Genomic DNA, 22908 nt, shown 5'->3' with positions numbered 1-22908 from the left:
CGTGCCCCTGCATCGTTGGCTTCGCTCGGCGGCCGCTATTTACGTCATGCCCTTCGTCGCCGTCTACCTTGTCGTTCTTCTCGGCGATGGCCTGGATTTCGTCGAGGACAACTGGCGGGACGGAACCGTCAAGGCGACGTCGGCCGCCGTTCTGGCGTTCGCACCGCCGATGGCGGCCATCGCCGCGTGGGAGTCGTGGCGGCTCCGTCGCGCGGGGGTCCATCCGGGGGTGAGCGTCCGCGGCCCCGCCACGATCATGATGTGGTCACTGCTGCCCATGCTGGGCTGCGCGGTCCTCGGGATGCTCGCGGCCTTCGGTGCGTTGTTCACCAAGCTCGGTGACGTGCCGGGCACGCCTGATCTGCTGGTCATAGTGACCGCGATGCTGGTCCTGTCCGCATGGGCCGTCGTCGGCTTCGCGGCCGGTCGCTGGCTGCATCCTGCCGTCGGCGTGCCGGTACTTCTTGTGATGGCATGGTTCTGGCTCGCCTATCCGGTCGCACTCGACCCGCTCTGGCTCAGGCATCTGACCGGGTACAACGACGGGGCCTGCTGCCGCACCGATGCGGTCTTCGACAATCGGGCTCTTGCTGCTCAGGCCATCCTCGCGGGTTCTCTCCTGGTCGCGGCATCCTTGATCTGGTCGAGCAGCAGGCGGCCCGTCCTGTTACGGGCATCGGCCGTACTACTACCTCTTTGCGCGATGCTGATCGCGATAGGGCTTGTGAAGAATCTCGGGCCCTATGCCGAGAGGCCGCGTTCTGCCGGTCTGATCTGCCGTGGCTATTCCCAACTGCAAGTGTGCGTGTGGAAGGAGCGTCGAAAGGACCTCGATCGTGACGCCCGCCTGATCTACCCGGCTGTGCAGAAGATATCGGCGGCCGGGCTTCCCCGCCCCGAGCGGGTCACCGAGGGCCCGGCGGACCAGAAGACGTCGTGGTCTTTCGTGGCGGCCCCTGATTCGTCAGGAGTGGATCTCGTCGTCGCCCTCGCCGGCGGTTTCCTTCCGAGCAAGGAACTCGATTGCTCGAAGAGATCGGCTGAGCGCGGTGGCGACGCCTACAACCTCGTCGGCGCGTGGCTGGCGGTCAAGGGGGGAGTGGAACCCGCGCAGCTCGTGGGCAAGGTCGGAGATGAGAACGTCGCCATGATCAAGCGTGTTCTGGCCACATCCGAGAGCGTGCAACTTTCCTGGTTCAAACAGAATTTGGCATCTCTGACCGACTGCAACATCGAGCCGCGTGAAGTCTCCGCACAATGATCCTCTGGATGCGAGCCCACAATCTGCTGAGCATTCTCCTCGGGCTGGCCGGGATGCTGGGTGTCGTCGCGATATCGGGTGGCAGTACGGTGCCGGCGCCCAGCATCCTGCAAGAGTCGCTGATCGGAACTCCGCTGGCCCTCATCGTGCCTTTGATCTCGGTGGCGCTGCTCATGCACGGACTGGCAGGCGGCCCGCGGGAACTGGAGTTGGTGGCCGGCCGGGCCACAAGGTTCTACAGGGTCGTACTCGTTGCATCGGTCTGCGTCTGCGCACTCGGGCTCGGGCTCCTGTTGACCCTTTCGGGCCTTCAACCGCTGGGATTCGCTGCCGGCCGCAACTTGGCCGGTTATACGGGCGCCGCGCTCATCGGAGGCTTCTTCCTTGGGCGTCACGGCGCCACCGCGATTCCCACCGCCTATCTGTTCCTTGTCATCCTGACCGGGGCCCCTCCGGATCGCGTGCAGGTCTGGGTCTGGCCGCTGGCAGACTCCGGTGACGTGCCCGCGGCGGTGGTGTCGATGACCACCCTGGCCATCGGAATCCTCCTCACCCGCTGCAATCGAAGAGATCCGCGAAAGCAGCTCTGAACCGGCGGTTGCGCGCGCCGGGCGCGGCAGGAGATGAGGTCCCGGGGGCGACAGCCGGCGCCGTCGGCGCCATCAACGGCAGCCGGGTCAGTGGATGATGACGTGGTCGGTGGGGGCGTCCTCGTCCTTGGTCCAGCCGTCGTGGCCGGAGTCGGCTTCCCAGTGGCGGCCCGCGTAGCGGACCTCGGTGAGGCCGTAGACCTGCGCGTGCGTCACGCTCCACGCGGCGACCGCCCAGCCGGCGCGGGTGTTGGTCACCTTGATGCCGTCCCATGACGGGACGGCGCCCAGGGGGGTCTTCGGGCTGTCGAGCTGGAGACGGCCGCCGAAGGCGCGGCGCATCTCCCTGATCGCCTCTGGACGGCGGGGGGCGGTCTTCTTGTCCGGCGGGTACCAGCAGCGCGCCGAGCCCGCCTCGCGGCCGGTGAACACCCGCGCCAGCAGCTTGCCGTCCGGCTCGTGCTGGGCGTAGGCGCGGCCGTCGGCGCTGCGCTGCACCCGCTGCGCGGCGTCGTGCAGGTCGCGGTCGAGGTAGTCCTTCACCTTCACCAACGCGTCGAAGAATTTGCTGGTGGACTGGACGGGGTCGCGGAGCTGCGGCGGCTTGCCCCAGCCCTGCGACGGGCGCTGCTGGAACATGCCCACCGAGTCGCGGTCGCCGCCCGGCAGGTTCCGGATGTGGGACTCCTGGATCGCGGTGGCGTAGGCGATCACCGCGGCGCGTTCGGGAAGCTGCTTGCGGAACGCCACCGCCGCGATCGTCGCCGCGTTCGCGGCCTGGTCCAGGTCCAACGGCATCTTGCCGGCCGCGGTGCGCACCTCGCAGCCGGAGCCGTGCAGGTAGGGGCGGGCACGCTGGAACAGGATGTAGCCGCCCACCCCGAGTGCGACCACGACGGCCGTGGCCACCGCGGTCCAACGCCACCGGGGACGGCGCCCGCCGTCCGAGCCCTCCGCGGGGCGTGTCCTCAACCTCGCCCAAACAGCCACGCGACGACGGTACCGGGATCCGGCGGCCAGTAAGCTCAAGCTTCATGACCGAAACGTTCACCAGCCCGATCTCCGGCGTCATCGACGAGCTGTGGGAGCGGCGCGCCGACCTCACGCCGGACGACGGCGACGCGCGCGCCGCGATCGTGGCCGCCGTCGACCAGCTCGACACCGGCGAGGCCCGGGTCGCGCTCATCGACCCCGCGACCGGCGAGGTCGTCGTCGACGAGCGTGCCAAGCGCGCGATCCTGCTGAGCTTCAAAGTGCTCGGCATGGTGCGTTCCCAGGTCGGCGACTTCCGCTACCACGACCGCATCCCGCTCAAGAGCCGGCTGGACGGCGTCCGCGTCGTCCCCGGCGCCATCGCCCGCTGGGGGGCCCACCTCGCGCCCGGCGTGGTGCTGATGCCGTCCTTCACCAACATCGGCGCCTACGTCGATTCCGGGACGATGGTCGACACCTGGGCGACCGTGGGGTCCTGCGCCCAGATCGGCAAGAACGTCCACCTTTCGGGGGGTGTGGGCATCGGCGGCGTGCTGGAGCCGCCGAACGCCAAGCCGGTGGTCATCGAGGACGAGGCGATGATCGGTAGCCGCTCGATGATCACCGAGGGTGCCCGGGTGGGGCGCGGTGCCATGGTCGGCTCGGGCACCAACCTGTCGGCGTCCATGCCCGTGATCGACGTGGAGACCGGCGAGGAGATCAGCCGGGGCCGCATCCCCGACTGGTGCGTCGCCGTCGGCGGCACCCGCACCAAGGAGTTCAAGGGCGGGACGTTCGGGCTGCCGGCCGTCCTGATCCTCAAGCGGCTCGAAGAGGGGCAGCGGCACGACAAGGCCGCCCTGAACGACATCCTCCGCGACCACGGCGTCAACACCTGAGAAGCCGTCCGCCTAGGACTCCAGCCACGTGCGCATGCGCTGTTCGCAGTCGGTGATGAGGGGGAGTTCCACGTACTCGTCCTTGGTGTGGGCGAGGGTGGGCTCTCCCGGGCCGTAGTTGACGGCGGGGACGCCCAGTTCGTCGAAGCGGGCCACGTCCGTCCAGCCGAGCTTGGCGCGCACCGGTGCGCCGCTGGCCTCGACGAAGGCGGCGGCGGCCGGATGGGTGAGGCCGGGCCGCGCCGCGGAGGCGGCGTCGGTGACCTCCACGTGGAACTCGGCGAACACGTCCCGCACGTAGGCCTCCGCCTCGGCGGGTGACTTGTCGGGCGCGAACCGGTAGTTAACGGTCACGACGCATGTGTCCGGGATGACGTTGCCGGCCACGCCGCCGCGGATGAAGACCGCGTTCAGGCCCTCGTGGTACTCCAGCCCGTCCACTACCGGACGGGACGGCTCGTACGCGCGTAGCAAGTCCAGGATGCGCCCTGCCGTGTGGATGGCGTTGGAGCCCATCCAGGCGCGCGCGCTGTGCGCCCGCTCGCCCGCCGCGGTGACCTCCACCCGCAGGGTGCCCTGACAGCCGCCCTCGATCTGCCCGCCCGTCGGCTCCATCAGCACCGCGAAATCGCCTTCGAGCAGCTCCGGACGGGCCGTGGCGAGCCGCTTGAGCCCGTTGCGCTCGGCCTCGACCTCCTCGCACTCGTAGAAGACGTAGGTGATGTCGCGGGTCGGCGCGGTGACGGTGGCGGCCAGCCTCAGCGCGACCGCTACACCGCTCTTCATGTCCGTCGTACCGCAGCCGTAGAGCCGGTCGCCCTCGACCCGCGACGGCAGGTTGCCGTTCAGCGGGACCGTGTCCAGATGACCGGCGAGGACGACCCGCTCGGCGTGCCCGAGGCCGGTGCGGGCGACGACCGTGTCCCCGTCGCGATCGACCGTCAGGTGCGGGAACGTGCGCAGCGCCTCCTCGACGGCGTCGGCCAGGGCCTTCTCGTTCCCGCTCACCGACTCGATGTCGACGATCGTCGCCGTCAGGTCCGCCACGTCCGAGAACAGATCGAGCTGCATGGACCAAGTCCTATCATCGCCATCGTGGAGATGCTCGAATGCGCCGTCCACTGGGCGCCGCCGGCCGACGGGCCTCGGATGCGCGGCCTTCTGGACGAGGCGGAGCGGCGGCGCTATGAGCGGTTCCAGCGCCCCGAGGACAAGGCCCGCTTCGTCACCGGACGCTTCCTGGCCCGCACCGTCCTCGCGGACGTCACCGGGCTGCCGGTGCGGGACATCGGATTCACCACCGACTGCCCCCACTGTGGCGCGTCCCACGGCAAGCCGCGCCTGCCCGGTCACGCCGTGGACTTCTCCCTGTCGCACTCGGGCGACCGGGTCGTCCTGGTGGTGGCCGAGGGGGCCGAGGTCGGCGTGGACGTGGAGCGCGAAAGCGATCGGGACGTGGACCGGCTGGCGGAGATGGTCCTCGCCGAGGCCGAGCGCGACGTGCTCGCCGCCCTGCCGCCGGACGAGCGCAGGCGGGGCTTCCACGCCTACTGGACCCGCAAGGAGGCCGTCCTGAAGGCGACAGGCCACGGGCTGGCGGCCCCCATGACCGCGCTCCACGTCTCACCTCCGGACGAGCCCGCCGCGGTCCTCTCCTGGGAGGGGGATGCCGCCGTCTCGCCCATCCGGCTCGCCGACCTGGCCCCGGGGCCCGGGTACGCGGCATCCCTCGCCGTCCTGACCGACCGTCCGCTCAAGGTGACCGAGCTGGGCTGAGCCCGGCGGGGCTAACGTCGCAGACCCTTGAGGATCACGTCGGCGTAGACGTGGTGCAGCCCGGGGGCGGTGTAGGTCGTGACGATGGCCAGGCCGCACATGAGGGCCTGGAACTCGGTGAAGCCGACGTCGGTGCGCAGGGCTCCGGCCTCGTGGGCGCGGTCCAGGAGGCGGCCGACGTTGGCGCGCAGCTCGGGGTGGTCGTGGCCGGCGTCCTCTATGGGCTTGGACACGTCGCTGTAGATCTCGCGGAGGCCGCGGTTGCGGGCCATCACCTCCGAGCTGAGCCGGACGAAGGTGGCGAGCGCCTCCCAGGCGTCGTCGATCCGCAGCGCCTTGGCCGCGTTGACGGCGCCGTCGTCCATCCACTGGTCCGTCAGCTCGTCGATCAGCGCCTGCTTGGTGGGGAAGTGCCGGTAGATCGTGCCGACGCCGACGCCGGCGCGCTTGGCGATGTTCTCCATCTGGACGTCGGCGCCCTCCTCCTCGAAGGCGGCGCGTGCGGCGTCCAGGACGCGGCGCCGGTTGCGGCGGGCGTCGGCGCGCATCGGACGCTCATCGGTGGCGGACATCGGCACCCAGTCAACCACACGAATTGACAAGCGGAATGAGGATTCCGTATCGTCCGCGACGCGAAACGGAAGCGGAATTCAACTTCCAATTAGGAGCGGGAACATGCCAGGACGGCACCGGGGGATCGCCCTCGCCCTGCTCGTCAGCGTCCAGTTCGTGCTGGTCCTGGACGCCTCGATCGTCAACGTCGCCCTGCCGTCCATCGGCGGGGACCTGCACATCGACCAGGCCGACCTGTCGTGGATCGGCAACGCCTACACGCTCACCTTCGGCGGCTTCCTGCTGTTCGGTGGACGGGTCGCCGACCTTGCCGGCCGCCGCCGGATGTTCGTCCTCGGGCTCGCGCTGTTCACGCTCGCCTCGCTCGGCGGCGGCCTCGCGCAGAACGCCGGGACGCTCATCGGCGCGCGCGCCGTCCAGGGCCTCGGCGCCGCGTTCGTCGCACCCGCCGCGCTGTCGCTGATCATGACGCTGTTCGCGCCCGGCCCCGAGCGCAACCGCGCGCTCGGGCTGTTCGGGGCCGTGGCGGGCGCGGGCGGCGCCGCCGGGTCGATCCTCGGCGGGCTGCTCACCGACTGGCTCGGCTGGGAATCGGTGCTGTTCGTCAACGTGCCGATCGGCGCCGCCGCCATCGCGCTCGCGCCCGTCGTGCTGCCCGAGGCACGCGACGAGCGGGCCCGCGGCTTCGACCTGGTCGGCGCCGTGTCGGTGACCGGCGGGCTCGCCCTGCTCGTCTACACGCTCGTGGACGCCAACGACGCGGGCTGGGACTCCGCCCAGACCTACGGGCTCGGCGGGCTGGCACTGCTCCTCCTCGCCGCGTTCGTGCTGGTGGAGGTGCGCGTCCGGGATCCGCTCGTGCCGCTCGGGATCTTCCGGAAGCGGGAGCTGCGCGGCGGCAACCTGGTGGCGGTCCTGCTGACGATGGCGGTCTTTCCGATGTTCTTCGTCCTGACCCTCTACCTCCAGCAGGTCCTCGGGTACGGGCCGGTCAAGGCCGGCCTCGGGCAACTTCCGGTGGCGGTGGCGCTGGCACTCAGCGCGGGAGGCGGGTCCCGGCTGGTGACCGCGTTCGGCGTGCGGACGCCACTGGCCGGAGGGCTGGTGTTCGTGGCGGCCGGGCTGGCGTGGCTCTCGCGGATGTCCTCGCCCGGCGACTACTGGCAGGACGTCTTCGGCCCGACGGTCGTGATGGGTCTCGGCGGCGGCGTGGCGTTCGTCGCCGTCACCATCGCGGCCACCGCCGGGGCGGCCACGGAGGAGTCGGGGCTCGCGTCCGGTCTGATCAACACGACGCAGCAGATCGGCGGTGCCCTCGGCCTCGCCATCGCGGTCGCGGTGTCCACCGCCGCGACCGAGGACGCCTTCGCCGGCGGAGAGCGGGTGATGGCCGCCGCGCTCAACGAGGGGTTCCAGGCGGCCCTGCTCGCCACCGCCGGCATCGCCCTCGCCTCGGCCCTGGTCACGCTGCTCCTGCTGCCCGGCCGTCGGATGGACGACGGACTCCCCGGTCCCGTCTCGTCCGACTCGGTCCCGAAGGACGATGTACCGCAGCCGGGCCGATGATGGTTCGGCAGGTGAGGGGGCGGGCGCTTGGCTACCGTTGAGCTCATGACTTCCGAAGTGAACCCCCGTACGCGACGGCAGGGGCCGGCCATGTTGCGCGGCCGTGCCGTCCCGCAGACGACCACCGACCAGCGGTTGCTGGACAGCCGCGGAACGCCCGACTGGCTGCACGCCGACCCCTGGCGCGTGCTGCGGATCCAGGCGGAGTTCGTCGAGGGGTTCGGCCTGCTCGCCGAGCTGCCGAAGGCCGTCAGCGTGTTCGGCAGCGCCCGCACCAAGCCGGGCTCGCAGGAGTACGAGCTCGCCATCGACATCGGTGCCCGGCTGCACGACGCCGGGTACGCCGTGATCACCGGTGGCGGGCCGGGGATCATGGAGGCGGCCAACAAGGGCTGCGACGAGAACGGCGGCATGTCGGTCGGGCTCGGTATCGAGCTGCCGTTCGAGCAGAAGCTGAACGACTACCTGGACATCGGGCTGGAGTTTCGTTACTTCTTCGTCCGTAAGACGATGTTCGTCAAGTACTCCCAGGCGTTCGTGGTGCTGCCCGGTGGGTTCGGGACGCTGGACGAGCTGTTCGAGGCGATCACCCTCGTCCAGACCAAGAAGATCACCCGGTTCCCGATCGTGCTCGTCGGCACCGAGTTCTGGGGCGGCCTGCTCGACTGGGTCCGCAAGGTCATGCTCCCCTCGGGCAAGATCTCCCCGGGGGACCTGGACCTCGTGCACCTCACCGACGACCCGGACGAGGTCGTCCAGGTCGTCAGGGACGCCCACATCAAGGCCGAGCGCCTCATGCAGGAGGAGGCGGCAGCGATCGAGGCCGCCACCGCGGAGGGCACCTGATGCCGGACGGCCCCTCCGTACCCCCTGTACCCCCCGGGCTCGCTGTGTGCGTCTTCTGCGCGTCCAGCAGCAAAATCGACAAGGCGTATCTGGACCTCGCCGCCGAGGTCGGTGCGGAGCTGGCGCGGCGCGGGCACAGCCTCGTCAGCGGCGGCGCCCAGGTGTCGTGCATGGGCGCCGTCGCCCGCGCCGCGCGGGCCGGCGGCGCCCGGACGGTCGGGGTGATCCCCGAGGGCCTCGTCAGCGTCGAGATCTCCGACGAGGACAACGACGAGCTGATCGTCACCCCCGACATGCGCGCCCGCAAGGGCGAGATGGACCGGCGCAGCGACGCCTTCCTCGTCCTGCCCGGCGGGATCGGCACGCTGGAGGAACTGTTCGAGATCTGGACGGCACGCGTCCTCGGCATGCACCGCAAGGCCGTCGTGATCCTCGACCCGACCGGCGTGTACGACCCGCTCCGCGAGCTGATGATCGGCCTCGCGGATCAGGGCTTCGCCCGCCCGAAGATCTTCGACGCCATCGGCTGGACGAGCAATGTCGACGAGGCGTTCGATCTCCTGGAACGATCCCAGCCGCGGATCGAGGCCACCCCCGAGGACTACGCGGAGGCCGAGCTGTGACGGGGCGCTGACGCGCCCTTCGTGACCACCCGACCGCCAGGAGCGGGGCCGGGTGGTCCCAGGATGTCCACAGGTGGCCCCCAGGACCCCGAAAAGCAAGATTGTCCTGGGGGTTTGCCGTTCGTCAGGTGTTCGTTCATCCTCGGTTCAGGAGTGCCGACAAGGCTCCCGCGTGATCCCATCACGTGAGAAGGAGTGCCCATGTCCGTGTCCCGTCGCGGAGTAGTGAAGGGTGGCGCCGCCGGCGCGCTGTCCATCGCCCTAGCCGGAAGCCTCGACTCGATCTTCCAGACCTCCGCGGGCGCCGATGTCGGTGAGGCGTACGGCTACGGCCCGCTGATCCCCGACCCGAAGGGCGTGCTGGACCTGCCCAAGGGCTTCTCGTACAAGACGCTGTCGGTGGAGGGCGAGCCCATCTCCGAGGGGGTCGTCGTCCCCGGTCACCACGACGGGACGGCGACGTTCCCGGGCAGCAAGCCGCACCGCACCCGGCTCGTCCGCAACCACGAGCAGAGCAACAACGGCACCCGCGCCGTCGGCCGCCCCGAGTGGACCTACGACCCGGCGGCCAACGGCGGCACCACCACCCTGGAGGTCGACCGCGACGGGACCCTGCTGTCGCAGTACGTCAGCCTCGCCGGGACCGCCACCAACTGCGCGGGCGGCCGCACCCCCTGGGGCACCTGGCTGACCTGCGAGGAGACCGAGGGATTCACCGGCCAGACCAAGAGCCACGGCTGGGTGTTCGAGGTCGACCCGCACGGCAAGGAGACCAAGCCGATCCCGCTGACCGGACTCGGCCGCTTCGCCCACGAGGCCGTCGCCGTCGACCCGCACACGCTCACCGCCTACCTCACCGAGGACGCCGCCGGCCCGTTCGGGCTGTTCTACCGGTTCCGCCCCCGCGCGCACCGCGGCGACTACCACGCCTACCTTCAGGGCGGCCGCCTGGAGGCGCTGAACATCCGCGGCGTCCCGGACCTGTCGGCCGTCCAGGAGCCCGGGACGAAGCTGCACGCCCGCTGGACCGCGGTCCCCGACCCGTCGGCCAAGCAGACCTCCGTCCGCAAGCAGTTCGACACCATCACTCGCAGCCAGAAGCTCGAAGGCGCCTGGTGGGGGCACGGCAAGGCGTACTTCGTCTGTAGCTACTCGCACAAGTCCTCCGGCGCCGCCGCCGACCACGCCGGGCAGGTCTGGACCTACGACCCGAACAAGAACGAGATCGAGCTCCAGCTCATCTTCAAGCCGGGCGGTCGCTTCGACGGCCCGGACAACATCACCGTCTCCCCGTACGGCGGCGGCGTGATCCTCGCCGAGGACGGCGACGGCGAGCAGTACCTCATCGGCACCACCAAGAAGAACCAGCCGTTCGCGATGGCCCGCAACGCCCTCAACGACAGCGAGTTCACCGGCGTCACGTTCTCCCCGGACGGGAACATCCTGTTCGCCAACCGGCAGTCCGACCCCGGCGCGACCTTCGCGATCACCGGCCCCTGGCACAAGCTGCGCGGTTGAGTTCCGCGACCCCGAGCGCGTTACCCGCTTCGGGTGAGGTGAAGCCGGTGGCGAATCTCACCCGAAGCGATCGCGAGGTCACGCAAGTCCGCGGCGGGTGACCGACGGCGGGCGGGCGCCCTGGATGGAGGCGACCATGTCGAGGACCTGCCGCACCCCGTCCGCCTGCGGCTCCGGCACGCGAAACGCCGTCGCCCCGAGCCAGGCGTAGACCGACACCGCCGCCAGCAGGCCCGGATCGGGCTCCGGCGCGTCCGACACCAGCGTGACGAGGACCGCGCCACCCGCCGCGGCCAGCTCCGCCACGCGTGCCGCCGTCGGTGCCGTCCCGGCGTCCGCGACCCCCTGCGGGACGGGCGCGCCAGGCGGCAGGACCCACTGCTCATGCAACCCCATGCCGCCAAGCGTGGCACGATCGGTGATGCGCAGACGTTGGGAGACGGTGACAGATCGGAGTGCAACGTGGTCGTGGTCTTCATCCTGGCCGGCCTGGCCGTGCTGGGAGCCGTCGTCGTCCTCGCCATGGGCAGGGGCGGCGAGTTGGCCGAGACCCATCCCGACCACCCGCCGCTCCCGCTGCCCGAGGGCCGGCGCCTCACCGGGCCGGAGGTCACGTTCCTGCGCCTGCCGCGCGGCCTCTGGGGCTACCAGGTCCCCGTGACCGACGAGGCGCTGCGGCGGCTCGCGGGCGCGATCACTGAGCGGGATGACCGCCTCGCCGTCCTGGAACGGCAGGTGGACGACCTACGCCGCCGACTCGGCGAGCCCGACGGGCCCATCGGGGCCCTGCACGGCATCCAGGAGCAGGCCGTCGCGAACGGCACCCCGATATTTCGGGAGCCCGGCGCGCCCCCGCGGGACGGCCCGCTCGACGACCCGAAGGAAGAGCCGGTGGGGGAGGAGCGCTCGTGAGCGTGGTGGCCGTCCACGCGGAGGCCGTCTCGGACGCCCCGCCGGAACGCCTCTTCGCGGTCCTGACCGACTGGCCGAGGCACGCCGAATGGATGCCCTTCACCAGCGCCGAAGGCGGCCGGGAGGAGGGGGCCGAGCTTCGCGCCTGGACCGGTGTCGGGCCCGTCGGATTCCTCGACACGATGGTCATCACCGACTGGCGTCCCGGCCGGCGCGTCGCCGTCCGGCACACCGGCCGGATCGTGCGCGGCGAAGCCTGGTTCCGGGTGACCCCCGACGGTGAGGGCAGCCGCATCGTGTGGGCGGAGCGCGTCGACCTGCCGCTCGGGCCGCTCGGCCGCGCGGGCTGGCTCGTCGCGGGCCCGATCGTCCGCGCGTTCATGGGCATCGGGCTCCGCCGCCTGGCCGCACTGTCGGCTTTGTCGGGACCATGAGGTAGAACGGGTCGGATGAGCACCGCGATCCGCGGCGAGGACGGGCTGGCCCGCTGCCCGTGGGGGTTGTCGGCCCCCGACTACGTCGCCTACCACGATGAGGAATGGGGCCGTCCCGTCCGCGACGACGAGGGCCTGTACGAGAAGCTCTGCCTGGAGGCGTTCCAGTCGGGGCTGTCGTGGCTGACGATCCTGCGCAAACGCGAGGCGTTCCGCGCCGCGTTCTCCGGCTTCGACCCCGCGAAGGTCGCCGCGTTCGGTCCCGGTGACGTCGAGCGGCTGATGAACGACGCCGGGATCGTCCGGAACCGCGCGAAGATCGACGCGGCGATCGGCAACGCCCGCGCCGCCCTCGACATCCCCGGTGGCCTGGCAGCCACCATCTGGCGCTACGCCGACCCGGAGGCCCCCGGCCACGCCGACATGGACGACGTCCCCGCCACCACCGAGGGCTCCAAGGCCCTGGCCAAGGAGCTGAAGCGGCACGGCTTCCGCTTCGTCGGCCCCACCACCGCCTACGCCCTCATGCAGGCGTGCGGCCTGGTGGACGACCACCTGACCGGCTGCCACCGCCGCGGCGCCTACCGCTGACCAGGACACCTAGTCGGTTTTCGTCGCGTCGAGGACGGGGACGGCGGCGGCTCGGCGGGCGGGGAGGGCGGAGGTGGCGAAGGTCACCAGGGCGGCGCCCGCGACGATCAGGACGAACAGCCACCAGGGAGCGCCGGGGCTCAGGAACGAGCTGTTGGTGGCCGCCCGCATGAGGGCGACGGTGCCGAACGCGGTGCCGATGCCGAGCAGGCCGCCGAGCAGCACGACCGTGGCGGCCTCCCAGCGGACGATCGAGCGGACCTGCGCCATCGTCGCGCCGACCGCGCCGAGCAGCCCGAACTCCCGGGTCCGCTCGGCGACGCTCATCGAGACGGTGGTGGCCATCCCGAACAGGGCGAGGACGAGCGCCATGCCGATGAAGCCGTAGATGACCCGCATGCCCTTGGTCATCGCGCCGGCCGCGGTCTTCACGTAGCCGGGCTTGTCCATGACCTCGATGCCGGGGACGCCGGCGACCGCACGGGCGATGGCGTCCGTGCCGCCGCCTCGGACGAGGACCGCCTGCGTGGCGGCGTTCGGGTCCAGGCGCTCCATGGTGGCGGGGGACACCAGGGCCTCGTCGGCGAACAGATGGGACGGGTCGTGGTAGGTGTCGGCGACCGTCAGCGCGATCTTGCCCCGGGCGGCGCGCACGACGATCCGCTGGCCTGTTTTCAGCTTGTTCGCCTTCATCACACCGGACGTGACGGCGATCTGGCCGGGGCCGAGGGGCCGCAGCCGTCCGCCGAGCGCGAGGACGGACGGCAGCGCCGCCTGGTCGGCGCCGGTCACGGTGAGGTACACCGGCTCCGGCGCCTCCTCCGGCGACGGTGGCCGCGGCGGCGGGTCGACGAGCTTGGCCGACGTCGTGGTGAGCGCCACGGAATGGGAGACGCCGGGCGCGCGGGCGGCGCGGGCCGCCACGTCCCGGGGGAGCGGGGCGGGACCGTCGGCGGTCTTGCCGGTCGCGGCGACGGCGTGCTCGGCGCGCATCACCTGGCCGCCGGCCTCCGCGAAACGCGCGTCCACCGACAGCACCATCAGCGCGGTCGTGCTGACCAGCGCGACGCCCAGCATCAGGGACGAGGCGGCGGAGGAGACGCGGCGCGGGCTGCGGGTGATGGTGGCGCGGGCGAGCCGTCCGGACTCGCCGCTGACCGCCATCCCGATCCGGCCGACGAGGCCGCCGAGCGGGCCGACGAAGAACGGGGCGAGGACGGCCAGCCCCGCCACGGCGGTCATCGAGCCCATCAGGATCATGATGGCGACGCCGACGGTGAGGTCGGGGCCGGGCCGCTCCTCGGACTTGATCGCGAAGGTCAGGCCGTAGAACATCGCGGCACAGCCGAAGATCGCCGCGGCGCCGAGCAGCCGGGGCCAGCGGCGGCCCGCGGAGTCGGTGCTCGCCGCGCGCAATGCCTGCATCGGCGCGATCCGCGCGGCGCGGCGTGCGGCGCGCCAGGCGGCGAGCTGGGTGACCAGGACGCCGGCGGCGGCGGGGACGGCGAGCGCCACCCAGCCGTACTGCGCGTCCGCGGCGGAGATGTCGAAGCCGTCCTGCGCGAACAGCCGGGTGAGCAGCGCCGACACCGGGTAGCCGAAGGCCACCCCGCCGATCGAGGCGACGACGCCGAGGACGAGCGCCTCGAACCGGATCAGCCGTTTGATCTGGCGGGGGGTGGCGCCGATCGCGCTCAGCAGGGCGAGGCGGCGCGTCCGCTGGCGGACGAGCGTGCCGAAGGTGTTGGCCACGACGAACAGGCCCACGAACACCGCGACCGACGACAGCATCCCGATCGAACCGCCGATCGAGACCCCGGTGGACTGGATGGCGGCGGACTCCGCGCCGCGCAGCGACTCGGCCGTCTGCACGGTGGCGGTCCGGCCCAGGTCGCGGGACAGTGCGTCGCGCAGCCTCGCGGGCGGCACGCCCGGTGCGGCCTTCACCCAGAGGCCCTGCCAGGTCCCGGTGGGCAGCCCGGCCACCTGCCGGACGGTATCGGGCGTCGCCAGCAGCAGGTCACCGCTCGCGACGGCGCTGCGCCCCTGGACGGTGACGATCCCGACGACCCTCATCTCGCGGGCCTCGTGGGGCAGCGACACCCGCGTCGGGTCGCCGGTGCGCAGCTTCCCGGCGCGGGCCACATGCCGGGTGACCACGACCTCGTTCGGCGCCGTGGGCGCGCGGCCCGACTCCAGGTGGAAGGCGTTGAGGCGGCCGTCGGACGGCCAGGGCCGCAGCCGGGTCCGGGCACCGGCGGGCGGAACGATCGTCTTGCCGTCCGCGCCGCTCGCGGTCGCGTCGACCAGAGCGTCCCCGGAGACCGCGGCGACGCCGGGGCGGCCGGCGACCCGGTTCACCGCGATCCTGCCGTCCGGCTCGGCGTAGACCTCGTCGGGGTCGATCGACCCGCCGCGCACGAGGACGTCCGTGGCGGCGTACTCGCTGGCGTCGCTGCCCGACACCGCCTCCTGCGCGCGCAGCGTGAACTGCAACGAGCCCGCGATCAGGCCGACCGAGAACAGGGCCGCCAGCAGCGTGGCGGTCAGCCGCATCCAGCCGTCGGTGAACGAGCGGCGCGCGATGAGCCACATGCCGCTCAGCCCTCCATCCGGCGCATCACGGCGTGGACCCGGTCGATGGTGGGGTCGCCGAGCTCGTGCACGATCATCCCGTCGGCCAGGAACAGCACGCGGTCGGCGTGCGCGGCGGCCGACGGGTCGTGCGTCACCATGATCACCGTTTGCCGGTAGTCGTCCACCGCCGTCCGCAGGAACCCCAGCACCTCGGCGCCCGAGCGGGAGTCGAGGTTGCCGGTCGGCTCGTCGGCGAACAGCACCTCGGGACGGGTGAGGAGCGCCCGCGCGACCGCGACCCGCTGCTGCTGCCCGCCCGACAGCTCGCTCGGACGGTGTGACAGCCGTCCGCGCAGGCCGAGCGCGTCCACGATCGTGTCGAACCACTGGCGGTCCGCACGCCGGTTGCCGAGCCGCCCGGTCAGCCGGATGTTCTCCTCCGCCGTCAGCATCGGCAGCAGGTTGAACGACTGGAAGACGAAGCCGAGCCGGTCGCGGCGCAGCTTGGTCAGCCGGGTGCGCGACAGCCCGGTGATCTCGACGTCGCCGATGCGGACCGTTCCGGAGGTGACGGTGTCCAGCCCGGCCAGGCAGTGCAGGAACGTCGACTTGCCCGACCCGGACGGCCCCATGATCGCGGTGAACTGGCCGCGGGCGAACACCGCCGAGACGCCGCGCAGCGCGGTCACGGCGCCGTCGCCGATCCCGTAGGACTTGACGAGGTCGGACGCGACGGCCACGTGTTCGCCGAGGTGCCCGGCGGCCGGAGCGGCGGTTGTCTGAATCATGGCTCAAGCCAACCGCCGCGCACCCTCTCCCGCAGTGGCGTGGTCTCCAGACTCGCGGGTAGGGGCAGCCCTACCTCCGCTCAGAGGGAGCCCCGAGGCCAGGACGGCGCAGTGTGTTCGGTGCGGCCTTCAGCGCCCTTCAGTGCCCCTCAGCGCCCTTTGAAAGCGGGCTGCTGCTTGTTCAGGAAGGCGTCCGTCGCGTGGTGGTGGTCGCTGGTCTTCTCGCACTCGTCCTGCAAGACGGCCTCTCTCTCCAGCGCGGACGCCAGGTCGCTCGTGGCCGCGTGGTCGAGCGCCGCCTTGACGGCGCCGTAGGCGACCGTCGGCCCGGACGCGAGGTGCCGCGCCAGCTCCACGGAGGCGGGGGCCAGCTCGTCCGCGGGCACGACCCGGTTCACCAGCCCCAGTTCCAGCGCCTCCGGGGCCTTCACCGGCTCGGCGAGCAGCAGCAGTTCCGCCGCCTTGGCGCGGCCGACGAGGCGTTGCAGCGTCCACGACATGCCGCTGTCGGGCGCCAGCCCGATCCCGGTGAACGCGGTGGCGAACCGGGCCTTGTCGGACGCGATGATCAGGTCGCAGGCGAAGGCCAGCGACGCGCCGGCGCCGGCCGCAACGCCGTTCACGGCCGCGACCACCGGCTTGGCCATCCGGGTGATCCCCAACACGATCGGGTTGTAGTGGCGGCGGACGGTGCCGTCCAGGCCCTTGCCCGCCGCGAGGTTGTCAGCGTGCTCGCGGAGATCCTGCCCGGCGCAGAAGGCACGCCCGGCGCCGGTGAGGATCACCGCTCTGGCCGCGGGGTCGGCGGCGGCCTGTTCGACGGTCGCGCGCAGCGCGTCCTTCATCTCCGCCGTCAGGGAATTCATCCCGTCCGGGCGGTTGAGTGTGATAGTTCCCACACCATCGGACACGTCGTACAACACGGTCTCAGACATCGCCGTCCTCCCATCCCGAGCAGATCCTTTCACAGGGCGCGAAGGGCCCTCTGATCTCGGACTTCTGATCTGGAGGCTGATCGTTACCACTTCGCGCCCGGAAGACGAGATAATGGACCACTACTGATGACGCGAATGCGACCGGCGGCCCCGTGGCCAACGGTGCCCGGAGGCCCCAGCGGCCCTAGGCAGGAAGGGGATGCACGCATGGCGGCGATGAAGCCGCGGACGGGAGACGGTCCGCTCGAAGTGACCAAGGAGGGGCGCGGAATCGTCATGCGGGTCCCGCTCGAGGGCGGTGGCCGCCTTGTGGTCGAGCTCTCCGCCGACGAGGCCAAGGAGCTCGGCGAGGCCCTCAAGGAAGTCGTGGGCTGACGGCTCCGCCCTTTCCCGGCTTGAAGTGACGGTCCCGGCGGCTCCGCCGGGGCCCTCGCTGTTCCCGGACCCGCGAACCACGCCGGCCGACCGCCCGCAGGACGCGCCGACCCGGCAGCATCCAGCACGTTCACAGCATCGCCGTAGCCCACAGCGTCACCGAACCGCCCAGCATCGCCGAAGTGCCCAGCGTCGCAGAGACTCCTAGGGGGAACCGACCACCATGCCCATCGAGACCCGTATCCGCGGCGCCGGCGGCACCGTCTCGCAGACCGCGGTCGAACTCGGGGCCGAGGTGGTCGCGGTGCCCGTCCGCTCCGGTCCCGTCGCCCCGGCCGCCGAGGTCGCGGCGGGGCTGCCGTTCACGCTGGACGAGCTGCTCACGCTGCACCGGGCCAAGGGCGAGCCGGGCGAGATCGTGTCCGTCCCCGTCCGGTTGGGCGAGCAGGTCCGCGAGCTGCTGCTGTACGGGGTGGGTGAGGCGTCCCCGGCCGACCTGCGCAAGGCGGGCGCGGCGCTGGCCCGCCGCGGCCGGGGACGGGCGGCACTGGTGGCCGGTGTCCCGGCCGGCGACCTCGCCGCGTTCACCGAGGGCGCGCTGCTCGCCTGCTACGAGTTCAAGATCGGCGCCCCGTCGCCGCGGGGCCCGCTCGGCACCCTGGCCGTGCTGACCGAGGCCGGTCCCGAGGCCGGCGTCCAGGCGATCGAGCGCGGCACCGCGCGCGCCCACGCGACCGCGCTCGCCCGCGACCTGGCCAACACCCCGGCCGGCGAGAAGGACCCCGCCTGGCTCGCCGAGCAGGCCAGGCGGGCCGAAAAGCCCGACACCGGCCTCACCGTCCGCGTCCGCGGCGAGAAGGAGCTGGCCGCGGAGGGTTTCGGGGGCCTGCTGGCCGTCGGATCCGGGTCCGCGCGGCCCCCGCGGCTGATCGAGATCGGCTATGTCCCCGAGGGAGAGCCCGAGCGGCACGTCGTACTGGTCGGCAAGGGCATCACCTTCGACAGCGGCGGGCTGTCGCTCAAGCCCAACGACAACATGAAGACGATGAAGACCGACATGGCGGGCGGCGGCGTGGTCATCGCCGTCATGGGCGCGCTGCGCGCGCTCGGTGTCCGTGCCCGCGTGACCGGTCTGGTCGCGGCCGCCGAGAACATGCCGTCCGGCTCGTCCATGCGCCCCGGGGACGTGATCGCCCACTACGGCGGGAAGACCTCGGAGGTGCTGAACACCGACGCCGAGGGACGGCTCGTCCTCGCCGACGCGCTCGCCTACGCCCACGCCGAGCTCGACCCCGACGTCATCGTGGACGTGGCGACCCTCACCGGTGCCGCCAAGGTCGCGCTCGGGCTGCGGACGGGTGCCCTGTTCGCCAACGACGACGCCCTCGCCGCCGATCTCACCGCCGCCGGACGCTCGGCCGGCGAGCCCCTGTGGCGGCTGCCCCTCGTCGAGGACTACCGCGCCGCCATCGACTCCGACGTCGCCGACATCAACAACATCGGCCGCGGCGGCTACGGCGGCGGCTCCATCACCGCCGCGCTGTTCCTGCGCGAGTTCGTCGGCGGCCGTCCCTGGGCGCACCTGGACATCGCCGGCCCCGGCCGGTCGACGTCCGAGGACGCCGAGCTCACCCGCGGAGCCACCGGCTTCGGCGCCCGCCTCCTCCTGGACTGGTTGAGCGAGGACTGACCTGTCCCGGACGGGATGTCCGGAAAGTTTTCGGGCTTCCGCCAATCCGAACGGCCCTGGGAAACGAACTAGGGGTGTGGACACCAGTCACGTGCGCCCTGCGAAGCCCTGGCACCGGGGCCGGCCGGCGGACCCTCCGGACGAGCCCGCCGCGCTGCTCGACCAGGTCGCCCGAGGTGACGAGGCCGCGTTCGCGCGGATCTACGACCTCGTGGCGGCACCTGTGTACGGGCTGGTCCTGCGGGTGCTGCGCGATCCCGCGCAGTCGGAGGAGGTCGCCCAGGAGGTCCTGGTCGAGCTGTGGCGCACCGCGTCCCGGTTCGACCCGGAGCGGGGGAGCGCGATGTCGTGGGTGCTGACCCTCGCGCACCGCCGCGCCGTCGACCGGGTCCGCTCGGCGCAGGCGGCGACGGACCGGGAGGAACGCGCCCACCGCGCGTCCGTTCCCGCCTTCGACGAGGTCGCCGAGGAGGTGGAGACGCGGATGGAACGCGAACGGGTCCGGCGCTGCCTGAGCGGCCTGACCGAACTGCAACGCGAGTCCGTGACGCTCGCCTACTACGGCGGCTACACCTACCGTGAGGTCTCCGAGCTGCTGAAGGTGTCGCTCGGGACGGTGAAGACACGGATGCGCGACGGGTTGATCAGATTGCGCGACTGCCTGGGAGTGGACCGATGAGCCACACCTCGCCCACCGTCCACGCCCTGTCCGGCGCCTACGCGCTGGACGGGCTGTCGGAGATCGAGAGCCGACGGTTCGAAGACCATCTCGACCGGTGCGGAGACTGCGCGCTCGAAGTGCGTGGTCTCCAGGAGACCGCGGCGCGCCTGGGAGCGGCCGCCGCGGTCTCAGCACCGGCCGGGATGCGGATGCGCGTCCTCGCCGAGGTGGCGCGGACCCGCCAGGTCGCTCCCCGCCAGGCGGCGCCCCGCCCGGACGCACGGCCCCACCACCGGGCGGGGCGCGTCTTCCCGCGCCTGCTCACCGTCGCCGCCGCGGCCTGCCTCGCCGTGGCCGTCGCGCTCGGGGTCGTCGCGCAACGTGCCGACGACCGCGCCGACCGCCTCCAGGCCCGGCAGGAACTGGTCGCGTCCGTGCTCACGGCCCCGGACGCGCGGGCCGTGACCGGGCAGGTGCGCCATGGCGGGCAGGGCACCGTCGTGGTGTCCCGGCGGTTGGACAAGGCCGTGGTGGTGCTGGCCGGGCTGCCCGCAGTCTCCACCGCCCGCACGTACGAGCTGTGGCTGCTCGGCGACGGCGCGCCCCGCCCGGCCGGGTTGACGGCCGGGGCGTCGGGACCGGTGCTCCTGGACGGTCTCGGCGCCGCCACCCAGGTCGGCCTCACGGTCGAACCGGCCGCCGGCTCCAGCGCTCCCACCACGTCTCCGATCTTCGCCGCGGCCCTGCCGACCTGACCGTCCGGCTCGGATCATTTGAGGCGGCGGTCGATCACCGGGACCGGGCGGCGGCGCCTGGCCTGCTTGACGATCTGCGGCAGCCGCGCGTCCCAGCCCGCTTCCACCGCGAAGCACCACGGGACCGCCTCCGCCGTCGCCGGAACGTCCCGCATGGTCAGCGCGACGAGCCGCGGACGTTCCGCGGTGCGGGCCAGCTCCGCCAGCTCCGCCGTCGGCAGGAACACCACGTAGTCCTGCTCGGCCCCCCGCCCGTGGGCGACGCTCCGCCGTAGCGCCGTGATCGCCGTCACGTCCGTCCAGGGCAGGACCCGGCCGGACGCGCGGGGCAGCGGCCAGCGGGCCGGGCGCCGCACCCCGTCCGCGTCGAACACCAGGACCGGACGCCGCGCCAGCATGCCGCCCGCCGACATCACCAGGCCCGCCCCGAACAGCGCGAGGCCCGCCACGCCGAGCAGCAGGAACGCCAGGCTGCCGACGCCCGTCCCGCGCATCACCGCACCGCCGACGAAGCCCGCCGAGGCCAAGCACAAGATCAGCAGCGCGAGCAGCTGCCAGACGCCCCACCAGGTCACCCGGTTCCGTACCGCGAACACCTCACCGGACGCGTCCGGCTCGCCGGGACGGTCCATCAGGGGGCCAGGAGCTGTCTCATAGGGGCCTCAGGCGTCACGCGAGCGCGCTACCTGACCGGCGAGGCGACGCCGGAGGCGAGCCTCACCGGGAAGATCGCGAAGCGATGTCGCGCTCGCCCAGGCACGGTCACGGGGCGAGCCGCCAGGCGAGCACGGTGGGCCGGGGCTGTGAAAACACTGCTTATTCCCGCTTCACCGCGCACAGCAGGCCGTCGCCCACCGGGACCAGCAGCGGCACCAGCCGCTCGTCCTCGCGGATCATCCGGTGCGTCTCGCGGATCGCGTCGGTCTCCGGGTCGTGCCGGTCGGGGTCGGCGACCTGGTCCCCCCACAGCGCGTTGTCGAACGCGACCACGCCGCCCGGGCGCAGCAGGCGCAGCGCAGCGGTCAGGTAGTCGGGGTACTCCTGCTTCACCGCGTCGCAGAACACCATGTCGTAGGCGCCGTCGGTGAGCCTGGGCAGCACCTCCAGTGCCCGTCCAATGATCATCCGGGTGCGGGACGAGCCGAGCCCCGCCTCCCGGTAGGCCAGCTTCGCGAGCCGCTGATGCTCGGGCTCGACGTCCACGCTGGTCAGCACCGCGTCCTTGGCCATGCCGCGCAGCAGCCAGACACCGGACACACCACAGCCCGAACCGATCTCCACGACCGTCCGGGCGCCGATCAGCGTCGCCAGGAAGCGCAGCGCGGCCCCGCCCGCAGGCCCGATGGGCGTCGCGCCGATCTCCTGGCCGCGGCGCCGGGCGGCCACGAGCGGTTCGTCTTCGGGGAGGAATTCCTCCACGTAGGCCAGGGTGGCCTGAATGGCGTCGATGGCTGCCTCCTCGCGGGACCCCCGCCTGGCTCATGCTGGAAAGACCATATCGCTGACAGGGAACCATCTGGAGTGTCAGCGCGTTCTAACCAGCGACGGAGCACATCTCCCCGATGGGCCGAGTCGAAGAACCGAGTCGGTCCAGAAAACCGCCCCAGCCCAGGCGAGACCGTGCCGTTCCAAGGTGGAGACCTTGGCTCACGAGAGAGGAACAGCCCGGCACCATGGGAGTCGCAGCACTGAGTTTTAGAGGCGCTGTGGGGGTCGGCCCCAGGCAGGGGCTGGGGAACGCCGCGCGCACACGGGAGAACGCCCCCGAGGCCGAATGGGCGCCGCCGTCCTGGGACGAGGTCGTCCGCGAGCATTCGGCGCGTGTATACCGCCTCGCCTACCGACTGACCGGTAATCAGCACGACGCGGAAGACCTCACGCAGGAGGTCTTCGTCCGCGTGTTCCGCTCACTGTCGAACTACACGCCCGGGACGTTCGAGGGCTGGCTGCACCGGATCACCACGAACCTGTTCCTCGACATGGCGCGGCGCCGCCAGCGCATCCGCTTCGAGGGACTGGCCGACGACGCCGCCGAGCGCCTCCAGGGCCGTGAGCCCACTCCGGCGCAGGCGTTCGACGACAACAACTTCGACGCGGACGTGCAGGCCGCGCTCGACGCGCTGGCCCCCGAATACCGGGCGGCCGTGGTGCTGTGCGACATCGAGGGCCTGTCCTACGAGGAGATCTCCGCGACGCTCGGTGTCAAGCTCGGCACCGTGCGCAGTCGGATCCACCGGGGCCGCGCCCAGCTGCGCGCCGCGCTGGAGCACCGCGCCCCGACCAGGCGGCGGCCCGGCACGCGGAACGACTACCAGTCCGGCCTGTCGGGCGAGGCCGATCTGGCCGCGGCAGCGGCCCCCGCCGAGGCGGGCGGCGGGTACCGGACACCGGTCGCCGAGGGCGTCCGGGCACTGCCAGAGGGCGTGTAAAGCAAGCGACCCGCGCGTGGATTATGGGACCGCGTGCGCGATGGGATGACAACGAGGGGCGTCATGACGGAGCGAAGCGAGGGCATGAGCGCGGCTCGTGCCGGGGGACGAGTGGGGTCGTCCCTTCCCACCGGGGG

The 22908-nt window shown here is 72.0% G+C and carries 25 protein-coding genes; 16 read left to right on the top strand and 9 right to left on the bottom strand.

All coding sequences use genetic code 11. The features are described 5' to 3' along the window. Position 1 precedes the first annotated feature (1 nt). Positions 2–1261, top strand: coding sequence for a DUF7224 domain-containing protein (locus tag AMA02S_RS10720; protein ID WP_067455536.1), 1260 nt, complete (start codon positions 2–4; stop codon positions 1259–1261). Continuing rightward, positions 1258–1851, top strand: a complete 594-nt coding sequence (locus AMA02S_RS10715; RefSeq protein WP_067455533.1) for a hypothetical protein — start codon at positions 1258–1260, stop codon at positions 1849–1851. Before AMA02S_RS10720 ends, AMA02S_RS10715 begins: the two co-directional genes overlap by 4 nt. Before the next feature lie 87 nt (positions 1852–1938). On the opposite strand, the gene AMA02S_RS10710 is transcribed toward AMA02S_RS10715, so the two are convergent. Beyond that, positions 1939–2841: a hypothetical protein gene (locus AMA02S_RS10710; RefSeq protein WP_245667445.1), complete on the bottom strand. Its 903-nt coding sequence runs from the start codon at positions 2839–2841 to the stop codon at positions 1939–1941. A 44-nt stretch (positions 2842–2885) separates the two neighbouring features. On the opposite strand from AMA02S_RS10710, the gene AMA02S_RS10705 reads away from it, so the two are divergent. Beyond that, positions 2886–3722 (top strand): 2,3,4,5-tetrahydropyridine-2,6-dicarboxylate N-succinyltransferase, encoded by an 837-nt coding sequence (locus tag AMA02S_RS10705; RefSeq protein ID WP_067455530.1) that lies wholly within the window; start codon positions 2886–2888, stop codon positions 3720–3722. A 12-nt stretch (positions 3723–3734) separates the two neighbouring features. Here AMA02S_RS10705 and dapE read toward each other — a convergent pair whose 3' ends face one another. Continuing rightward, the gene (gene dapE / locus AMA02S_RS10700) at positions 3735–4793 is read right to left on the bottom strand and encodes a succinyl-diaminopimelate desuccinylase (protein ID WP_067455528.1); all 1059 of its coding nucleotides are present in this window, start codon (positions 4791–4793) and stop codon (positions 3735–3737) included. A gap of 30 nt (positions 4794–4823) precedes the next feature. On the opposite strand from dapE, the gene AMA02S_RS10695 reads away from it, so the two are divergent. Next, positions 4824–5498, top strand: a complete 675-nt coding sequence (locus AMA02S_RS10695; protein ID WP_067456973.1) for a 4'-phosphopantetheinyl transferase family protein — start codon at positions 4824–4826, stop codon at positions 5496–5498. An 11-nt stretch (positions 5499–5509) separates the two neighbouring features. Here the strand turns inward: AMA02S_RS10695 and AMA02S_RS10690 are convergent, their stop codons facing one another. Beyond that, positions 5510–6070 carry a TetR/AcrR family transcriptional regulator gene (locus AMA02S_RS10690; protein WP_157430501.1) on the bottom strand — a complete coding sequence of 187 codons (561 nt, stop codon included), beginning with the start codon at positions 6068–6070 and terminating at the stop codon, positions 5510–5512. A 103-nt stretch (positions 6071–6173) separates the two neighbouring features. Between AMA02S_RS10690 and AMA02S_RS10685 the strand changes: the two genes are divergently transcribed. The 4 genes from AMA02S_RS10685 to AMA02S_RS10670 all read left to right on the top strand — a co-directional run bounded on the left by AMA02S_RS10685 (position 6174) and on the right by AMA02S_RS10670 (position 10624). Continuing rightward, on the top strand, positions 6174–7637 hold the full coding sequence (locus tag AMA02S_RS10685; protein WP_067455524.1) for an MFS transporter: 1464 nt from the start codon (positions 6174–6176) through the stop codon (positions 7635–7637). 45 nt (positions 7638–7682) lie between these two features. Continuing rightward, a complete protein-coding gene (locus tag AMA02S_RS10680) occupies positions 7683–8483 on the top strand; it encodes an LOG family protein (RefSeq protein WP_067455516.1) in 801 nt (266 codons plus the stop codon). Further along, positions 8483–9106 carry an LOG family protein gene (locus AMA02S_RS10675; RefSeq protein WP_067455513.1) on the top strand — a complete coding sequence of 208 codons (624 nt, stop codon included), beginning with the start codon at positions 8483–8485 and terminating at the stop codon, positions 9104–9106. Before AMA02S_RS10680 ends, AMA02S_RS10675 begins: the two co-directional genes overlap by 1 nt. Positions 9107–9307: 201 nt before the next feature. Then, positions 9308–10624: an alkaline phosphatase PhoX gene (locus AMA02S_RS10670; RefSeq protein WP_067455507.1), complete on the top strand. Its 1317-nt coding sequence runs from the start codon at positions 9308–9310 to the stop codon at positions 10622–10624. 78 nt (positions 10625–10702) lie between these two features. Here the strand turns inward: AMA02S_RS10670 and AMA02S_RS10665 are convergent, their stop codons facing one another. Then, positions 10703–11020 (bottom strand): hypothetical protein, encoded by a 318-nt coding sequence (locus AMA02S_RS10665; RefSeq protein ID WP_067455505.1) that lies wholly within the window; start codon positions 11018–11020, stop codon positions 10703–10705. On the opposite strand from AMA02S_RS10665, the gene AMA02S_RS10660 reads away from it, so the two are divergent. Genes AMA02S_RS10660 through AMA02S_RS10650 form a run of 3 tightly spaced genes read left to right on the top strand, consistent with a single transcriptional unit; the run spans position 11009 to position 12561 of the window. Then, positions 11009–11536: a hypothetical protein gene (locus AMA02S_RS10660; RefSeq protein ID WP_067455502.1), complete on the top strand. Its 528-nt coding sequence runs from the start codon at positions 11009–11011 to the stop codon at positions 11534–11536. The two genes, AMA02S_RS10665 and AMA02S_RS10660, sit on opposite strands and share 12 nt — an antisense overlap. After that, positions 11533–11970, top strand: a complete 438-nt coding sequence (locus tag AMA02S_RS10655) for an SRPBCC family protein (RefSeq protein ID WP_084264969.1) — start codon at positions 11533–11535, stop codon at positions 11968–11970. The genes AMA02S_RS10660 and AMA02S_RS10655 overlap by 4 nt, the downstream gene beginning before the upstream one ends. Before the next feature lie 15 nt (positions 11971–11985). Beyond that, entirely contained in the window at positions 11986–12561 is a 576-nt protein-coding gene (locus AMA02S_RS10650) for a DNA-3-methyladenine glycosylase I (protein ID WP_067455499.1), read from the top strand. A gap of 9 nt (positions 12562–12570) precedes the next feature. On the opposite strand, the gene AMA02S_RS10645 is transcribed toward AMA02S_RS10650, so the two are convergent. The 3 genes from AMA02S_RS10645 to AMA02S_RS10635 all read right to left on the bottom strand — a co-directional run bounded on the left by AMA02S_RS10645 (position 12571) and on the right by AMA02S_RS10635 (position 16861). Continuing rightward, positions 12571–15156, bottom strand: coding sequence for an FtsX-like permease family protein (locus AMA02S_RS10645; RefSeq protein WP_067455496.1), 2586 nt, complete (start codon positions 15154–15156; stop codon positions 12571–12573). A gap of 5 nt (positions 15157–15161) precedes the next feature. Then, on the bottom strand, positions 15162–15926 hold the full coding sequence (locus tag AMA02S_RS10640) for an ABC transporter ATP-binding protein (protein ID WP_067455493.1): 765 nt from the start codon (positions 15924–15926) through the stop codon (positions 15162–15164). Between the two features lie 149 nt (positions 15927–16075). Next, on the bottom strand, positions 16076–16861 hold the full coding sequence (locus AMA02S_RS10635) for an enoyl-CoA hydratase-related protein (RefSeq protein WP_067455490.1): 786 nt from the start codon (positions 16859–16861) through the stop codon (positions 16076–16078). Between the two features lie 207 nt (positions 16862–17068). On the opposite strand from AMA02S_RS10635, the gene AMA02S_RS40095 reads away from it, so the two are divergent. The 4 genes from AMA02S_RS40095 (at position 17069) to AMA02S_RS10620 (ending at position 20342) form a co-directional block, all read left to right on the top strand. Beyond that, entirely contained in the window at positions 17069–17236 is a 168-nt protein-coding gene (locus AMA02S_RS40095) for a DUF3117 domain-containing protein (protein WP_075022250.1), read from the top strand. 223 nt (positions 17237–17459) lie between these two features. Continuing rightward, on the top strand, positions 17460–18926 hold the full coding sequence (locus tag AMA02S_RS10630) for a leucyl aminopeptidase (RefSeq protein ID WP_067455487.1): 1467 nt from the start codon (positions 17460–17462) through the stop codon (positions 18924–18926). Positions 18927–19017: 91 nt separating this feature from the next. After that, positions 19018–19605 carry a sigma-70 family RNA polymerase sigma factor gene (locus tag AMA02S_RS10625; RefSeq protein WP_067456966.1) on the top strand — a complete coding sequence of 196 codons (588 nt, stop codon included), beginning with the start codon at positions 19018–19020 and terminating at the stop codon, positions 19603–19605. Beyond that, the gene (locus AMA02S_RS10620; protein ID WP_067455484.1) at positions 19602–20342 is read left to right on the top strand and encodes an anti-sigma factor; all 741 of its coding nucleotides are present in this window, start codon (positions 19602–19604) and stop codon (positions 20340–20342) included. Before AMA02S_RS10625 ends, AMA02S_RS10620 begins: the two co-directional genes overlap by 4 nt. Before the next feature lie 14 nt (positions 20343–20356). Here the strand turns inward: AMA02S_RS10620 and AMA02S_RS10615 are convergent, their stop codons facing one another. Both AMA02S_RS10615 and AMA02S_RS10610 read right to left on the bottom strand, forming a co-directional pair. After that, complete coding sequence (locus AMA02S_RS10615) at positions 20357–20974, bottom strand: hypothetical protein (RefSeq protein ID WP_067455481.1); 618 nt, start codon at positions 20972–20974, stop codon at positions 20357–20359. Between the two features lie 184 nt (positions 20975–21158). Then, complete coding sequence (locus tag AMA02S_RS10610; protein ID WP_067455478.1) at positions 21159–21761, bottom strand: O-methyltransferase; 603 nt, start codon at positions 21759–21761, stop codon at positions 21159–21161. Positions 21762–22015: 254 nt separating this feature from the next. Between AMA02S_RS10610 and sigE the strand changes: the two genes are divergently transcribed. After that, entirely contained in the window at positions 22016–22771 is a 756-nt protein-coding gene (gene sigE, locus AMA02S_RS10605) for an RNA polymerase sigma factor SigE (RefSeq protein ID WP_439951589.1), read from the top strand. Positions 22772–22908 lie beyond the last annotated feature (137 nt).

It is taken from the genome of Actinomadura macra NBRC 14102, assembly GCF_001552215.1.
Taxonomy (GTDB): domain Bacteria; phylum Actinomycetota; class Actinomycetes; order Streptosporangiales; family Streptosporangiaceae; genus Spirillospora; species Spirillospora macra.
Note: the sequence above shows the minus strand (reverse complement) of the source record. Positions and strands in the feature narration are given on the sequence as shown.

Coding starts and splice junctions, on each gene's coding strand:
- AMA02S_RS10660 (WP_067455502.1), top strand. CDS start 11,009: ATGCAACCCCATGCCGCCAAGCGTGGCACGATCGGTGATGCGCAGACG.
- AMA02S_RS10645 (WP_067455496.1), bottom strand. CDS start 15,156: ATGTGGCTCATCGCGCGCCGCTCGTTCACCGACGGCTGGATGCGGCTG.
- AMA02S_RS10695 (WP_067456973.1), top strand. CDS start 4,824: ATGCTCGAATGCGCCGTCCACTGGGCGCCGCCGGCCGACGGGCCTCGG.
- AMA02S_RS10630 (WP_067455487.1), top strand. CDS start 17,460: ATGCCCATCGAGACCCGTATCCGCGGCGCCGGCGGCACCGTCTCGCAG.
- AMA02S_RS10650 (WP_067455499.1), top strand. CDS start 11,986: ATGAGCACCGCGATCCGCGGCGAGGACGGGCTGGCCCGCTGCCCGTGG.
- AMA02S_RS10635 (WP_067455490.1), bottom strand. CDS start 16,861: ATGTCTGAGACCGTGTTGTACGACGTGTCCGATGGTGTGGGAACTATC.
- AMA02S_RS10620 (WP_067455484.1), top strand. CDS start 19,602: ATGAGCCACACCTCGCCCACCGTCCACGCCCTGTCCGGCGCCTACGCG.
- AMA02S_RS10640 (WP_067455493.1), bottom strand. CDS start 15,926: ATGATTCAGACAACCGCCGCTCCGGCCGCCGGGCACCTCGGCGAACAC.
- AMA02S_RS10705 (WP_067455530.1), top strand. CDS start 2,886: ATGACCGAAACGTTCACCAGCCCGATCTCCGGCGTCATCGACGAGCTG.
- AMA02S_RS10670 (WP_067455507.1), top strand. CDS start 9,308: ATGTCCGTGTCCCGTCGCGGAGTAGTGAAGGGTGGCGCCGCCGGCGCG.
- AMA02S_RS10615 (WP_067455481.1), bottom strand. CDS start 20,974: ATGGACCGTCCCGGCGAGCCGGACGCGTCCGGTGAGGTGTTCGCGGTA.
- AMA02S_RS10680 (WP_067455516.1), top strand. CDS start 7,683: ATGACTTCCGAAGTGAACCCCCGTACGCGACGGCAGGGGCCGGCCATG.
- AMA02S_RS10675 (WP_067455513.1), top strand. CDS start 8,483: ATGCCGGACGGCCCCTCCGTACCCCCTGTACCCCCCGGGCTCGCTGTG.
- AMA02S_RS40095 (WP_075022250.1), top strand. CDS start 17,069: ATGGCGGCGATGAAGCCGCGGACGGGAGACGGTCCGCTCGAAGTGACC.
- AMA02S_RS10690 (WP_157430501.1), bottom strand. CDS start 6,070: ATGTCCGCCACCGATGAGCGTCCGATGCGCGCCGACGCCCGCCGCAAC.
- AMA02S_RS10715 (WP_067455533.1), top strand. CDS start 1,258: ATGATCCTCTGGATGCGAGCCCACAATCTGCTGAGCATTCTCCTCGGG.
- AMA02S_RS10685 (WP_067455524.1), top strand. CDS start 6,174: ATGCCAGGACGGCACCGGGGGATCGCCCTCGCCCTGCTCGTCAGCGTC.
- AMA02S_RS10665 (WP_067455505.1), bottom strand. CDS start 11,020: ATGGGGTTGCATGAGCAGTGGGTCCTGCCGCCTGGCGCGCCCGTCCCG.
- sigE (WP_439951589.1), top strand. CDS start 22,016: ATGGGAGTCGCAGCACTGAGTTTTAGAGGCGCTGTGGGGGTCGGCCCC.
- dapE (WP_067455528.1), bottom strand. CDS start 4,793: ATGCAGCTCGATCTGTTCTCGGACGTGGCGGACCTGACGGCGACGATC.